A 13,582-nucleotide genomic window follows, 5' to 3' on the forward strand; every position below is an offset into this window, starting at 1 on the left:
CGCTCCCTGTTGGGACCTGTCCCGCGTGGAGTGGTCGTGCTGACGCGTCGCGTTCTACTGGCGCGTGACGCTCCCGATCCTGAAGCGGGTCGTGGAGGAGAGCCACGAAGATTGAAGGCGCAGCGAACCATCCCGATGCCAGGCGCCGGCACCAAGCGCTCAGCGCCCCTGGAACCGCGCACTGGCCAGTTGGGACAGCGTCGTCGCGGTCAGTGCGCGAACACCCACGCGCATGGCGGATTCGTCGATCTGAAACAGCGGCGAGTGATTCACCGGTGCGTCCTTGTCGCCCAGCGGCGAAGCATTCAGCATCCAGAACACGACGGGCACTCCGGTCGAACCAAAGGCACCGAAGTCTTCCGAGCCCATGGAAGCAGGCATCTGGCTCACCTTCGCGGCACCGCCAGCGGCAGCATCGAAGGCCCCCACCATCGAAAGCGTGGCGTCGCGGTCGTTGACCAGCACCTCGTAGCCGTCTCCGCTGTCGATCGTCACCTCCGCCTGCACCCCGTAGCTCGCCGCGATACCCGTGGCCCGGCGGCGGATCTCCTCCTGGGCGATCTTCTGGTTGGTCGTCGAGAGCGCGCGGATCGTACCGGCGATCTCGGCCGTCTCGGGAAGCACGTTGAAGCGATTCCCGCTTTGCAGCATGCCGGTGGTCACGATCGTCGGCCCGCCGTCAATGGTCGGGTTGAGCCGATGACTGACGATGTTCTGCAGGCCCAGCACGGTCTCGGCCGCAGCCAGCATGGGCGTGTTGGAGACCCACGGTGCCGCGCCATGGCCGCCCGTGCCCTTGAACAGGATCCGGAACACGTCGATGCTCGCGAGCATCGGGCCCGGCCTGTAGCGGATCGCGCCGGAAGGCGCCTGGTTGCTGATGTGCTGGCCGAGCACCACGTCGACCTTGGGGTTGTCGAGCACGCCCTCGCGCACCATGGCCATGGCGCCGCTGGACTTGCCCAGGCCCGGGCCGATCTCCTCGGCCGGCTGGAAGATGAAGACCACCGTGCCCCCCAGTTGCTCGCGCAGCGAGGACAGCACCTTGGCCGCCCCCAGCAGCATGGCGATGTGCGCGTCATGTCCGCAGACGTGCGAGACCGCGACCGGCTTGCCGAGCCAGTCGGCCTTGGCCACGGACTTGAAGGCCAGGTCGTTGCGCTCTTCCACGGGCAAGGCATCCATGTCCGCGCGCAGCGCCACCACGGGGCCGGGCCGTCCACCGCGAAGCACGGCCTTGATGCCGGTGCCGGCGATGCCGGTGCGCACCTGCAGACCCGGCATGCCAGCCAGGGCCTGGGCGATGTACTTCGCCGTGCCGACCTCCTGGTAGGCCAGTTCGGGGTTCTGGTGGATGTGCCGGCGCCATTCGACCACCTGAGGCTGCGCGCCATCGGACAGGGCCAGAGCCTGCGAGAGCAGAGAGGCTGCCGTGGCGGGCGCGACACCCTGCGCGTGCGCCCCCATGAAAGAAGCTCCGAGAAGGAAAGCGCAAAGATGGCGTCGAAGGTTCATGGTGATCGCAAGAGTTGCAGAAGAAAGGAGTTGAATGAAGCGTGCGTTGTCGCACTCTATTGCCCGGCAGTGCGCTGCCTCGCGGCAAGCGCCTTGCAGAGTCACCGTCGCGACGCAGCGGATTCGTCGCGGTGAATGTCCTCTAGCAATCGATAGACCAGGTCGTCCGGCGCCGCGCGGCCATTCGGCTGCCGCGACCCGAACAGGGCCGCGTCGTCCTGCGCAAGCTCGGGTCGCGCGCGCTCCTCGATCCAGTCGTAGACCACGGTGCGCGCAGCCACACGCCACTGCCCTGCCCGGCGCTCGAAGCGGTCGACATAGCGCCCGCAGAGAAAAGTCTGCCGTTGCGGCAGCGCGGCCGTGGACTGCAACGCGAAGAAGCTGCTCTCCACCGCGGCCGTGTCGCCATGCAACTCGATCAGCACGTTGGTGATCTGGTGGACGCGTCGCCCGCCCCGGCGCAGCTTGTCCAGGGCTTGGGCGATGAAACCCTCGGCGCTGCCGTTCCAGGCGCCGTGGCAGTCGGTGGCATCCTCCCAATAGGCCGAGCGCAGGGCGGCCTCGTCGCAGCGGTCGATGCCGCGGCAGTACCGGTACAGGCAGTCCCGGATCGCTTCGCGATCCAGCAGTGCCTGCAACGATGCCTGGCCGCTCATGTGGCGGCAGGCGGTGACCGCCGGAACAACTGCACGATGTTGCCCTCGGGGTCGCGCAACGACAGCACCATGCCGTGGCCGCCCATGTCGCGCATGCCGAGCACCTCGCCGCCCGCGTCGGCGATCCGCTCCTGCGCACCGTCGAAATCATCGACCTCGAACACCATCACCAGGCCAGAGGCAGCGGGTGCCGCCTCCTCGAGGCAGGCCAGCGAAACGTTGGTGTTGCCCACGCCATACTGGAACCAGCGGTCCCCGTCGTTGAACTTCAAAGGCAGGCCGAGCGCCGATGCGTAGAAGGCGTGCAGTTGCCGCGGCTGCTTCGCGGCGACATAGACGTTCTGCAGTCGTCGCGGGGCCGCCGGCTGTGCGGCGCTCACAGCGAGGTCTCCGAGGCGCCGCCGTCCAGGCGCAGCACTTCCGCGTTGAGGAAGCGCGCCGCATCGCCCGCCAGGAAGCAGATGGCATCGGCGATCTCCTCCACCGTGCCCAGGCGCCGCAGCGGCGTGCGCGCGATGCGCCTGGCATCGAGCTCCGCATTGCGGTGCTTGGCCGTTCCCTCGGTGGGTACTGCACCCGGCGCAACCGCATTCACCCGGATGTTGCGTCCACCGAGGTCGGCGGCCGCCGCGCGCGTGATGCCCAGCACCCCCGCCTTGATGCCGCTGTAGACCACCGAGCGCATCGGTGACTTGAAGCCCGCGATGGACGCCACATTGACGATGGTCCCCCCGCGCTCGGCATCCATTGCCTCGGCCGCGGCCTGGATGCCCCAGATCACCGACTTGAAGCCGATTTCCACCATCCGGTCCATGACCTCGGGCGTGATCTCGGCCAGGGGCTGGTAGCGCACCCAGGCAGCATTGTTGACCATGATGTCGAGCCGCCCCGCCTCGCGCGCCAGTTGCATGACGGCCTCGCGCATGCCCTCGCGGCTGGACACGTCGCGCGGCAGCGCAATGGCCTTGCCGCCGAGCGCTCGGATCTGTGCGCAGGCCTCCTCGACGAACTCCTGTTTGAGGTCGTTGACGCCGACGGTGGCGCCCAGCCGGGCCATCGCCAGCGCGGTCGCCCGGCCGATGCCATGGCCGGCACCGCTGATGAAGGCCACGCGGCCCTCGAGGGATGCATTCATTGCTTGCCTTTCTCTGCCTGTTCGGGAATGAGCAGCGCGTCGAGCGCGAAGGCGCCCTTTCCCGCCTCCAGCACCGCCAGCGGATTGATGTCGATCTCGGCCACTTCGCCGGCATGCCGCGCGGCAAAGCACGACAGCGCTGCAACGGCACGTGCGGCCGCCTGCACGTCGGCCTTCGGCCGACCGCGCGCACCGTCGAGCAGCGGGAATGCCTTGAGCGAACGCAGCATCGCCGCGGCCTGCGCCTCGTCGACCGGCGCGCCCTGCAGCGCCACGTCCTTGAGGACCTCGGCAAAGATGCCGCCCAGCCCCACCATGACCATCGGGCCGAACACCGGATCCTTCCGGGTCCCGAGGATCAGCTCGACGCCGCCTTGCGCCATCTGCGCCACCAGCACGCCGGCGACGCGGGCCTGGGGCACCTTGTGCGCCACGCGGGCGAGCAGGCTCTCGTAAGCCTCGATCAGCTGACCTTCGGAGCGCACATCCACCACCACGCCACCGACCTCGGTCTTGTGCGCGATGTCGGGCGAGACGATCTTGAGCACCAGCGGAAAGCCGATGTCGCGCGCGGCGGCCAGTGCCTCGTCGCGGCTGGCCGCGATGGCCTCCTTGAGCACCGGCAGCCCGGCACGGGCGAGCGCTGCCTTGGCGCTGGCTTCGGTCGCGAAGGCCTCCGCAGGCAGGGTTTCCCGCTCGATGGCCGCGCCCGCGGGGGCCGGTTCGGCGCGCACACCGAAGTGCACCAGTGCCGCGAGCGTCGCGCAGGCCGCATCGATGCCCTCCACCACCGGGAAACCCATCGCATTGAGCTGCGCGCGCACCTCCTGCGGCGCGCGTGCGCACAGGACGATCAGGCGCGACGGGTGTTCCTTGCGCACCTGCGCGAGGGCCGTCAGGAACACTTCTCGCAGCCGAGGTACATGGAAGGCATTGGCCGACTGGAGCACCAGCGCATCGCAGCTGTCGTCCTCGGCCACGGCGGCCAGCACCTTGGCCAACACCTCCGGGCGGCTGGACACCTGCGCCGTCATGTCCACCGGATTCGACGGTGATGCGAAGGGCACCACCTGCAGGATCCGCTCGCGGGTCTGCGCAGCCAGCTTGGGCAGCGCCAGGCCCTGCGCACTGGCGGCATCCGCCAGCAGCACGCCGAAACCACCAGAGGCCGTGAGCACCGCCACCTTGTTGCCACGGGGCAAGCGATCCGGCCCGAGCACGGCGAGCGCATGGCCCACCTCCAGGAGCTGTTCGATGCTCGGCACGCGGATCGCGCCGCCATTGCGCAGCACCACGTCGAACACGGCGTCCGAGCCGGCGAGCGCGCCCGTGTGAGAAGCGGCGGCGGCGCTGCCCGCTTCGGACACACCCACCTTCAGAACCACCAGCGGCTTGCCCGCCTTGCGGGCCATTGCCATGGCTTTGTGCAGCCTGGCGCCATCGCGGCAGGTCTCCATGCAGCAAAGGATGACCGAGGTGCCCGGATCCGTTGCCAGCGAGGCGATCGCATCGGCGATGTCGACATCGCACTCGTTGCCGGTGGTCAGCATCCGGCTGATGCCAAGGCCCCGCTCGGATGCGAGGCGCAGCGTGTAGCTGCCGAGATTGCCGCTCTGGGAAACGATGCCCACGGGGCCCGCGGCGGGGAAGGTATCTTCCAGCGCCACCGAAAAGGTCGCGATGCTCCTGTCCGGCACGCCGATCGCGCCGAGGCAGTTCGGCCCAACGATGCGCATCCCGCTGCGCCTGGCCACCTGTGCGATCCGGGCCTGCAGCCTGCCGCCCTCCTCGCCCATCTCGGAGAAGCCGGCGGAGAGCACCACCGCCGCGCGCACGCCGCGCCCGGCGCAGTCCTCCACGGCGTCGAGCACACCCTCCGGCGGCACGGCGATCACGGCGAGCTCGGGCGCCTCCGGCAGGTCGGCGACGCTCGCATGAGCCTGCAGCGTCTGCACGACGCCGGCCTTGCGATTGACGGGGTAGATCCGGCCCGCATAGCCATACTTGCGAAGGAACTGCAGCGGGCGTCCGCCGATCTTGGTGACATCGTCAGAGGCACCGAGTATCGCGATCGAGCGCGGACTGAACAGCGCCTCGAGGTCGCGTCCCACTTCCACCAGCGCCTGCATCTCAGCGCCCCTTGTAGACCGGCGAGCGCTTCTCGAGGAAGGCGCGGCGCGCTTCCTGCGCATCCTCGGTCTTCGACAGCGCCATGGTGAAGTTCTGCTCGAAGCGGTAGCCATCGCGCTGCGGCATCAGATCCATCATGTTGGCCGCCTGCTTGGCATAGGCCATGGCCAGCGGCGCCTTCGCCGCGATCTCCTGCGCGAGCTGCAAGGCCACCGGCATCAGCTGGTCGGCCGGCACCACCTCGTCGAGCACGCCGCGGCGATACAGCTCTGCTGCCGACGCGCGCATGCCGGTGAAGAACAGGCGGCGTGTGAAGGAACGGCCAAACATGGTGCGCAGCATCGAGACGCCGCCGGCCAGGCCCACGTTGATCTCCGGCATGGCGAAGGTCGCGTCCTCGCTGGCCAGGAAGATGTCGCAGGCGGCCATGAGCCCGAAGCCGGCGCCGAGCGCCGGACCGTTGATGGCAGCGATCACCGGCTTGGCGCACTCGCGGATCGCATTGCCGGTCTCGCGCGTCAGGCGGTTGTGGCCGAGGAAGTCGCCGGCCTTGCCAGGGTCAGGCCGGTCCTTGAGGTCGGCACCGGCGCAGAAGTGCTTGCCGGTCCCGGTGAGGATCGCAACCCGGATGTCGGTGCGCTCGGAGATTTCGTCGAAGGCTTCGATGAGGCCGCGACGCGTCTCGCGATCGAGCGCATTGACCGGCGGCTTGTCCAGGCGGACGACGGCGACGTATTCGGAAACTTCAAGGCTGACGCTCATTGCGCACTCCTGGCGAGGTTGGAAAGGGATGAGGGACCGGCATCGCCCTGCGATGCCTTCAGGTGGGCGGCATGCAAGAGGCGGTCGCCGTAGCGGAACTCGGAGGCGATCAGTCGCTGCGCGAGGCGCGTGGCGAGCACCTCTTCGCTCAGGCCCATGCCGCCATGCATCTGGATCGCGGCTTCGGCGCAGCCGCGCGCCGTCTCGGCGAGCGACACCTTGGCCAGTCGCAGGCTCCGGCGCAGGTCGCAGACCTTCTGTTCGTGCGCATGGAAGCAGTGGATCGTCAGCCCCTTGGCGCCGAGGTACTTCACGTACATGTCGGCCACGCGGTGGCGCAGCACCTGGAAAGTGGAAAGCGCCACACCGAACTGCCGCCGCTCCTTGAGGTGGCCGAGCGTCTGCTGGGTCAGCGCGGCAAGCGCGGCCACGGTATCGACGGCAGTGAGCAGCAGCGCGGCATCGCTGGCGGCAGCCAGTGCATTGCGGGCCTGGCCGCCGCGCGCGATGCAGCTGCCCTGCGGCACGGTGAGCCGGGCGAGTGCAAAGTCGGCACCGCGTCGGCCTTCCATCGTGCGGTAGCGCGCCATGGGCACACCGACGCGCTCGGCGTCGACGAGAAAGATCGCCGCCTCGCCATCCACCTCGGCTGGAACGAGCCAGTGCGTCGCGGGCAGCGAGACATCGACACCCTGCACGAAGCCATTCAACTCGTAGCCGATGTCGAGGTGACGCGCCCGTAGCGCCATCTCCTCAGGCATGGCGGACAGGGCGATCAGCGGCGCGAGCTGCGCCGAGCCCTCGGCCACGGCCCCGAGCCAGCGGTTTCCGACCTCGGGCGCGGCCGCCTGCAGCAGCAGAGGCACGACCGCGCAGGTCTCGACCACCGGAAGTTGCATGCCATGCGTGGCGAGTCCTTCGACGATCGATGCCAGGTCGGCCAGGCTGCCGCCCACGCCGCCGGCTTCCTCGGGCACCAGGGTGGCGGTCCAGCCCAGCTCGCGCACCGGGTCGCCGGGCAGTTCCGGCACGGCGGCGTGGTCCTGCGCATAGCGGCTCGCCGCGTCGAGCAGCATGCCCGGAAAGAGGGACGGGAAAGAGGTGGACATGCTTGTCAGGCTCCCAGAAGTTCGTTGGCGATCACGTTGCGCTGCACTTCGGAAGTGCCGCCGGCGATCGTGCGGGCCCGCGTGAACATGTAGTTCTGGATCCAGGTGGCGGCGGGCACCTCGGGATCCGCATCGGCGAGGAAGCGATGCGCGGCCTCGGGCCCGACGGCATCGAGCGCGATCGTGGTCAGCCGCTGGGCGACATCGGCGCACGTCATCTTGATCGCGGACGGCTGCACGCCCAGCGCACGCTGGTGGATCAGATCGTCGGTCGCCTGCGCCATCATCACGCGCGCGCCCTTCGCTTCGGCTTCGCACAGCAGCAGCTTGTGGTGCAGGCCGCTGAAATCGCGTCGCCCGCGCGCGGCCGTTGCGGCCTCCTCGACCAGCCGCACCACCTGGCGACGCAGCAGCTCCAGACGGGCCACATTGGCCGGCGGCAGGCGCTCACGCTCCAGCAGGTACTTCGCGCAGGTCCAGCCCTTGCCCACCTCGCCGACCAGGTTGTCGGCGCGCACGCGCACCTCTTCGAAGAAGACCTCGTTGAGGTGGTGCCATCCGTCGATGGTGCGGATCGGGCGCACGGTGACGCCCGGCGCATCCATCGGCACCAGGATCAGCGAGATGCCTTCCTGTTTCTTCGCCTCCCTGGAGGTGCGCACCAGCATGTAGATCATGCTGGCCTCGTGCGCATGCGAGGTCCAGATCTTCTGGCCATTGATGACCCACTCGCCCCCATCCAGGCGCGCACTGGTGGACAGCGAAGCCAGGTCCGAGCCCGAGCCTGGCTCGGAATAGCCCTGGCACCACCAGTCGGAGCCGTCCAGGATGCGCGGGAGAAAGCGCGCCTTCTGCTCAGGCGTGCCGAAGCGGATGATGACCGGCCCGATGTGACCCAGGCCATGGTGGTACAGCGGCGGGCAGTCGTTGTCGGCCATCACCTCCTCGAAGATCAGGCGCTGGCGGATGTCCCAGCCGGTGCCGCCGACCTCGGCGGGCCAGCTCGGCGCGCCCCAGCCCTGGGCGTTGAGGATCTTCTGCCACGCCTGGTATTCGCGCTTGGTGATCTTCTGGCCCGCGGCGACGACGGCACGGATCTCGGAAGGGCAGGACTTGCGGGCGAACTCCTCCAGTTCGCGCCGAAAGCCGGCGTAGTCGATGGACATTCTCGTTGTCTCCAGGGATTCGATTCGATGGGGTTTCTTCAGCCCTTGCGCAGCTGGGCAATCAGCTCGTCGAGCGCCGCGACGGCGGCGTCGGCATCGCGCCGGCGCAGGCCGCGCGCGACGTTGCGGCGCAGGGGAAAAAGGTCCGGGCGCGCGCGCACCGGCAGCACGTGCGTCATGCGCTCGCGCAGCACGCCGGTCATGGTCTGTGCCATCAGCATCAGCGCCTGGTTATGGCCCGCGGCGGCAATGGCGCGGAAGAAGCGGCTGGCCGATTCGATGCGGTCCTGGCGCGAGGCGTCGCCGGGGTGGGCCTCGATGGCGTCCACGGCGTCCTCCACCGCTGCCAGTTCGGCGTCGTCGGCACGCTCGCAGGCCAGGCGCAGCAAGGTGCCGTAGAGCGTGCGGTAGGCCTCGTCGACGTCCGCGTCGCCCAGCTGGCCTTGCACCACCAGCTTGCGCAGCGACTCGGCCAGCATCATGTAGGCGCCCTTGTAGAAGACCAGCGCATGGTCGCCACCGCCGGCCGCCATGTGCCGCACCTCGCCGATGAAGACGGTGTGATCGCCCGCCTCGTGGCGGGCGAACACGCTGCACTCGAAGCTCGCCAGGCAATCGTCGATCAGCGGCATGCCCAGCAAGCCGGGCTGCCAGCCCACGCCTTCGAACTTGTCTTCGATCTTGCTGGAGGCGAAACGTCCCGACAGCGCGTCCTGGCGCTCGGCCAGGATGTTGATGGCGAAGCTCTCGACCCCCAGGAAGGTCTCGCGCAGCCGGCTGGCGTTGCGCAGGCTGAACAGCACCAGCGGCGGTTCGAGCGACACCGAGCTGAACGAGTTGCAGGTCAGCCCCGCGGGCCGCCCGTCGGGCGTGCGCGTCGTGATGACCGCCACGCCGGTCGGAAAGCAACCCAGCAGCTGGCGAAACAGCGCGGGTTCGACGACGGGGCGGGTGCGTTCTTCGGCGACCTCGGACATGGGCGTTCTCCTTCGCTGCGGCGCCTCAGGCGGCAACGACCTCGCGCTCGGCTGTGCTGGCGTGCGGCGGGTCGTTGGCGATCTCCTGCTGCACCGCAGGAATGATCACCTTCGACCAGGTCTGCAGCTGGCGCAGCATGGTGGGATGGTCGAAATCGCCCATCTGCGTCTGGAAGCAGTAGTGCACCGGCTTCAGGGCGCGGATCTCCCTGACCACGCGTTCGATCACGGTGTCGATGCTGCCCACGGGCAGCAGCGCGCGCATCTCCTCGAGCGTGGGCTCGCCCTCGACGATGCCCTCTTCGACCTGGTAGTCGTCGGCGATCTGCGCGGTGCGGCGCTTCAGGCTCAAGGCCACGCGGCGCTGGTAGCGGGCGCAGTCCAGGTAGGCGTCGACCTCGGCCTTGTCATTGCTGGCATAGGCCGCGCGCAGCAGGCCCACCTTCACGCCGGCCGGATCCTTGCCTTCGGCTCTCGCCACCTTGTCGATCAGCACGCGATGGGCATGCATCTTCTCCACGCCGCCATCGCCGCCGGAGACGAACACGTGGTGGTCCGACTTCACCGCGCGCGAGACGAAGGCCGGGTCCACGCTGGTGATCCACATCGGCGGCATCGGCTGCTGGACCGCGCGCTGGCTGATCGCGCTCATGGGCTGGCGGTAGTACTCGCCCTCGTAGCTGAACTTGGGCTGCTTCAGGCCCAGCTCGAGCATGTCGAGCATCTCGAAGGTGCGGGCCTTGGCCGACTCCAGCGAGACGCCGAAGCGCTCGAACTCGAAGTGCTGGTAGCCCGAGCCGATGCCCAAGTTGAGGCGGCCGTTGGACAATTGGTCCACCATGGCCACGTCGGCGATCAGCCGCGCGGGCGTGTACAGCGGTGCGACGACAATGCCGGTACCCAGCCGGATCCTGCGGGTGGCTGCGGCGCAGTGCGCGATCATGGTCAGCGGCGACGAGCACATGCCGTAGTTGCTGAAATGATGCTCCGCGAACCATGCCGCGCCGAACCCCAGCTCGTCCGCCAGGCGCGTCTGCTCCACGGCGTCGCGCAGGATCTGGTGGGAGGTTTTGTGCTTGTTTCGCTGCTGCATCAGAATGAAGATTCCGAAATCCATTGCCGGTGCTCCTGTGTGGTTGGTGCCTATGTGCACGAATCGTAGGAACGGGAGCCGCCTGCGGATCGCCAACGTGCGCACAGCTTGTTTGCATCTTTTGAAATGAAGGCCCTCGATTCGCTGCGCATCTTCGTCACCACCCAGAGGAAGGGCAGCCTCTCGGCCGCGGCGCGCAGCCTGAGCCTGTCGCCTGCGACGATTTCGCGGCGCATCAGTGCGCTCGAAGAGGAGCTGGGCGTGCAGCTGGTGGACCGCACCAGCCGCAACCTCCGCATGACCGAGGCGGGACAGGCCTTCCTGGAACGCGCCGAGGTCGTGCTCGAGTCCATGGCGGAGGCGGAGCAGGCCGCACGCGACGCCCGCCAGCGGCCCGAAGGTCGTTTGCGGGTGCATTCGCGCACCCACATCGGGCTGCGGGTGGTGGCGCCGCTGCTGCCGCGCTTCGCCCAGCTCTATCCGGACATCCACGTGGAAGTCGAGCTGTCGGAGCATCCGGTCAACCTCGTGGAGCACGACTTCGACGTCGACATCCGCACCGGCGAGTCGAACGACTCCGGCTTCGTGATCAAGCGGCTGCTGTCCAGCGACGAGGTGCTGGTGGCCAGCCCCACCTTCGTGAAGACCTACTCGCGCATCAAGCACCCCACCGACTTGCCGCAGGTGCGCTGCCTGACCTACAAGCGCGAGCGCGAGGCCACCATCTGGAAGTACATCGACGAGGCCGGCGAGCAGCAGGAGTTGGCCATCCAGGGCGTGCTCAGCGCCAACAACGGCGAACTGCTGCGGCTGGCGGCCATCGGGGGCATGGGCATCGCGCTGCTGTCGGAGGCCACCGTGCGCGGCGACCTGCGCTCGGGCACGCTGGTGCGGCTGCTGCCGGACTACCGCTTCGCGGTGCGGGCGTACTCCAACGGCATCTTCGCCGTCTTCCGCCAGAATCGCACCCTGCCGCTGAAAGTCCGCGCCTTCGTCGATTTCGTGGCCGAAGCGCTGAAGGACGAGGATCAGCGCTAGAGCCTGCCGGCCGGGTCTCTAGCCTCGGGCGAAGCGATGCGGCAGGCGTCCTGAGGCGGGCAGGCCTTCGATCACGAACAGCCCGCCGTCGTGCGGCTTCGGGCCTTCGAGGCGGGGGCTGCGCGATATCGACGTCAGGTAAATCCGGTCGAGGCGCGCGCCCCCGAAGCACAGGCTGGTCGGGTAGGTCGCAGGCAGCGCCACGAGGCGCTCGAGCTCGCCGTCCGGTGCAAAGCGCGCGAGTTGGCCCGCGCGGGTCAGCACCGTCCAGAAAAAGCCCTGCGCGTCCACCGTCGCGCCGTCCGGTCCGGACTCGAAGCGTCCGGTGTCCACGAACTTGCGCTTGTGGCGCAGCGGCCCGCACGGGTCGTAGTCGTAGGCCCAGATCGTGCGCTCCAGGCTGTCGGCCAGATAGAGCGTGTGGCCGTCGGGACTGAAGCAGGGGCCGTTGGCGAAGCCGGTGTCGTCGGCCAGTTGCTCCACCCGCGCGTCGGGTCGCAGCCGGTACAGCCCGCCCAGGACAGCCTCGCCGGGTTGGCGCTCCATGTGCATCGTCCCGGCAATGAAGTTGCCGGCTGGATCGCACTTGCCGTCGTTGAAGCGCACGCGGGGATGATCCACCGTGATGTGCGCCAGGATCTCCAGTGCGCGCGTGGCGAAGTCGTAGACGGCGAAGCTGTTGCGCAGCGCGACCACGACGGCGTCGCCGCGGCATGGCGCGATGGCCCCCACGGGCGCCGGGAGGCTGTGCTGCTCGAGCACGCCGGACTGCGGACGCAGGCGCCAGAGGATGCCTGCCAGCGCGTCGATCCAGCATACGGCCTGTGCATCGGCATCCCAGCAGGGGCTTTCTCCAAGCCGGTCCCTGGTTTTTCCGATTCGGCGAATCCGTGCGTCCATGGATGAAGTGTGCCGACCGGTCCTAGCCGGTCGCGACGCGGCGTGCAAAGCATCTTTTCACTCCCTGCAGCACCGGCCCGACGGCGGCCATCTAGACTGATTCGCGAATCCGATTCCGGATCAGAACAAGGAGACAACGTGAGCTTTCGCAACACCATCGTCGGGCTGGTGATCGGCGCGTGCGCCCTCGGCAGCGCCTTCGCGCAGCAGGTCACGCGCATCGTCGTGCCGTTCGCCGCCGGCGGCGGCACCGACCAGTACTGCCGCATCCTCGCGCAGGAGCTCAACAAGCACGGGCTGAACGTCATCATCGAGAACAAGCCCGGCGCCAGCGGCATCCTCGCGGCCGACCACGTCGCCCGCGCGAAGCCCGACGGGCAGACCGTGCTCGTGTCCTCTCTGGGCACGCTGGCGAACAACAGCGTGCTCTACGATAAATTGCCCTACGACGCGGCGAAGGATTTTGCGCCGGTCACGCAGATCGCCTACCAGCCGGCCATCATCGTGGGACGCACCGACCTGCCGTACAAGAACATCAAGGAATTGGTCGCCTACGCCAAGCAGCATCCGGGCAAGATCAACCGGGCCTCGCCGGGTGCGGCGATCCTCACCAACCTGGCACCGATCGCCTTCGAGAAGGCCCAGGGTTTCAGCACCACCCACATCCCGTTCAACGGTGACGCGCCGGCCTTGCAGGCGTTGCTCGGCAGCCAGATCGATATCCACGGTACATCCATCACCGGGGCGCTGCCCTACGTCAAGGCAGGCAAGCTGCGCGTGCTGGGCGTGATGGATTCGCGGCGCCTGCCGCAAGTGCCCGACGCGCCGACCTTCAAGGAGCAAGGCTTCGACATGGAAGCCACGCTGTGGTATTCGCTGTCGGTGCCGGCCGGCACACCCAAGCCCGCGATCGAGCGCCTCAACAAGGCCGTCAACCAGGTGATCGCCGATCCCGACTTCGTGGCGCGGGCCCGCGCCATCGGCATGGAGCCGCGCGGCGGTAGCCCCGAGGACCTCGACAGGTTCATCAAGGCCGAGTCGGACCGCTGGCTGCCGGTGCTGCAAAGCCTGAACCTGCCCAAGCAGTCGCAATGAAAGAAG

General features: G+C 68.4%; 13 protein-coding genes. 2 read left to right on the forward strand and 11 right to left on the reverse strand.

The annotated features are described in order from the left end of the window. Nucleotides 1-159 precede the first annotated feature (159 nt). From ABL844_RS33980 to ABL844_RS34025, 10 genes are all read right to left on the reverse strand, one after another. The gene (locus ABL844_RS33980) at nt 160-1,467 is read right to left on the reverse strand and encodes a M20 metallopeptidase family protein (RefSeq protein ID WP_418132084.1); all 1,308 of its coding nucleotides are present in this window, start codon (nt 1,465-1,467) and stop codon (nt 160-162) included. A gap of 149 nt (nt 1,468-1,616) precedes the next feature. Next, a complete protein-coding gene (locus ABL844_RS33985; RefSeq protein ID WP_418132085.1) occupies nt 1,617-2,171 on the reverse strand; it encodes a nuclear transport factor 2 family protein in 555 nt (184 codons plus the stop codon). Next, nucleotides 2,168-2,551: a VOC family protein gene (locus ABL844_RS33990; protein ID WP_418132086.1), complete on the reverse strand. Its 384-nt coding sequence runs from the start codon at nt 2,549-2,551 to the stop codon at nt 2,168-2,170. Before ABL844_RS33990 ends, ABL844_RS33985 begins: the two co-directional genes overlap by 4 nt. Beyond that, nucleotides 2,548-3,306 (reverse strand): SDR family NAD(P)-dependent oxidoreductase, encoded by a 759-nt coding sequence (locus ABL844_RS33995; RefSeq protein ID WP_418126028.1) that lies wholly within the window; start codon nt 3,304-3,306, stop codon nt 2,548-2,550. The genes ABL844_RS33990 and ABL844_RS33995 overlap by 4 nt, the downstream gene beginning before the upstream one ends. Continuing rightward, nucleotides 3,303-5,435, reverse strand: coding sequence for an acetate--CoA ligase family protein (locus tag ABL844_RS34000; RefSeq protein WP_418132087.1), 2,133 nt, complete (start codon nt 5,433-5,435; stop codon nt 3,303-3,305). Before ABL844_RS34000 ends, ABL844_RS33995 begins: the two co-directional genes overlap by 4 nt. 1 nt (nt 5,436) lies before the next feature. Beyond that, nucleotides 5,437-6,198 (reverse strand): enoyl-CoA hydratase/isomerase family protein, encoded by a 762-nt coding sequence (locus ABL844_RS34005; RefSeq protein ID WP_184642370.1) that lies wholly within the window; start codon nt 6,196-6,198, stop codon nt 5,437-5,439. Then, nucleotides 6,195-7,307: an acyl-CoA dehydrogenase family protein gene (locus ABL844_RS34010; RefSeq protein WP_418132088.1), complete on the reverse strand. Its 1,113-nt coding sequence runs from the start codon at nt 7,305-7,307 to the stop codon at nt 6,195-6,197. The genes ABL844_RS34005 and ABL844_RS34010 overlap by 4 nt, the downstream gene beginning before the upstream one ends. 5 nt (nt 7,308-7,312) lie before the next feature. Then, on the reverse strand, nt 7,313-8,473 hold the full coding sequence (locus ABL844_RS34015; protein WP_184642372.1) for an acyl-CoA dehydrogenase family protein: 1,161 nt from the start codon (nt 8,471-8,473) through the stop codon (nt 7,313-7,315). Nucleotides 8,474-8,511: 38 nt separating this feature from the next. After that, nucleotides 8,512-9,450, reverse strand: a complete 939-nt coding sequence (locus ABL844_RS34020; RefSeq protein WP_418132089.1) for a flavin reductase — start codon at nt 9,448-9,450, stop codon at nt 8,512-8,514. A gap of 25 nt (nt 9,451-9,475) precedes the next feature. Beyond that, nucleotides 9,476-10,567 (reverse strand): LLM class flavin-dependent oxidoreductase, encoded by a 1,092-nt coding sequence (locus tag ABL844_RS34025; RefSeq protein ID WP_418132090.1) that lies wholly within the window; start codon nt 10,565-10,567, stop codon nt 9,476-9,478. Nucleotides 10,568-10,669: 102 nt separating this feature from the next. On the opposite strand from ABL844_RS34025, the gene ABL844_RS34030 reads away from it, so the two are divergent. Next, complete coding sequence (locus ABL844_RS34030; RefSeq protein WP_369662677.1) at nt 10,670-11,581, forward strand: LysR family transcriptional regulator; 912 nt, start codon at nt 10,670-10,672, stop codon at nt 11,579-11,581. Nucleotides 11,582-11,599: 18 nt separating this feature from the next. Here ABL844_RS34030 and ABL844_RS34035 read toward each other — a convergent pair whose 3' ends face one another. Further along, nucleotides 11,600-12,481, reverse strand: a complete 882-nt coding sequence (locus tag ABL844_RS34035; protein ID WP_418132092.1) for an SMP-30/gluconolactonase/LRE family protein — start codon at nt 12,479-12,481, stop codon at nt 11,600-11,602. Between the two features lie 138 nt (nt 12,482-12,619). Here ABL844_RS34035 and ABL844_RS34040 point away from each other — a divergent pair, with 138 nt between their 5' ends. Continuing rightward, nucleotides 12,620-13,576 carry a Bug family tripartite tricarboxylate transporter substrate binding protein gene (locus ABL844_RS34040; RefSeq protein WP_418132093.1) on the forward strand — a complete coding sequence of 319 codons (957 nt, stop codon included), beginning with the start codon at nt 12,620-12,622 and terminating at the stop codon, nt 13,574-13,576. Nucleotides 13,577-13,582 lie beyond the last annotated feature (6 nt).

This window comes from Variovorax sp. 278MFTsu5.1 (genome assembly GCF_048305045.1).
Lineage (GTDB): Bacteria > Pseudomonadota > Gammaproteobacteria > Burkholderiales > Burkholderiaceae_C > Variovorax > Variovorax guangxiensis.

Bases quoted from the DNA above. Each gene is read 5' to 3' on its own strand.
- ABL844_RS33980 (WP_418132084.1), bottom strand. From the start codon at position 1,467: ATGGGGGCGCACGCGCAGGGTGTCGCGCCCGCCACGGCAGCCTCTCTG.
- ABL844_RS33985 (WP_418132085.1), bottom strand. From the start codon at position 2,171: ATGAGCGGCCAGGCATCGTTGCAGGCACTGCTGGATCGCGAAGCGATC.
- ABL844_RS33995 (WP_418126028.1), bottom strand. From the start codon at position 3,306: ATGAATGCATCCCTCGAGGGCCGCGTGGCCTTCATCAGCGGTGCCGGC.
- ABL844_RS34000 (WP_418132087.1), bottom strand. From the start codon at position 5,435: ATGCAGGCGCTGGTGGAAGTGGGACGCGACCTCGAGGCGCTGTTCAGT.
- ABL844_RS34005 (WP_184642370.1), bottom strand. From the start codon at position 6,198: ATGAGCGTCAGCCTTGAAGTTTCCGAATACGTCGCCGTCGTCCGCCTG.
- ABL844_RS34010 (WP_418132088.1), bottom strand. From the start codon at position 7,307: ATGTCCACCTCTTTCCCGTCCCTCTTTCCGGGCATGCTGCTCGACGCG.
- ABL844_RS34015 (WP_184642372.1), bottom strand. From the start codon at position 8,473: ATGTCCATCGACTACGCCGGCTTTCGGCGCGAACTGGAGGAGTTCGCC.
- ABL844_RS34020 (WP_418132089.1), bottom strand. From the start codon at position 9,450: ATGTCCGAGGTCGCCGAAGAACGCACCCGCCCCGTCGTCGAACCCGCG.
- ABL844_RS34025 (WP_418132090.1), bottom strand. From the start codon at position 10,567: ATGGATTTCGGAATCTTCATTCTGATGCAGCAGCGAAACAAGCACAAA.
- ABL844_RS34030 (WP_369662677.1), top strand. From the start codon at position 10,670: ATGAAGGCCCTCGATTCGCTGCGCATCTTCGTCACCACCCAGAGGAAG.
- ABL844_RS34035 (WP_418132092.1), bottom strand. From the start codon at position 12,481: ATGGACGCACGGATTCGCCGAATCGGAAAAACCAGGGACCGGCTTGGA.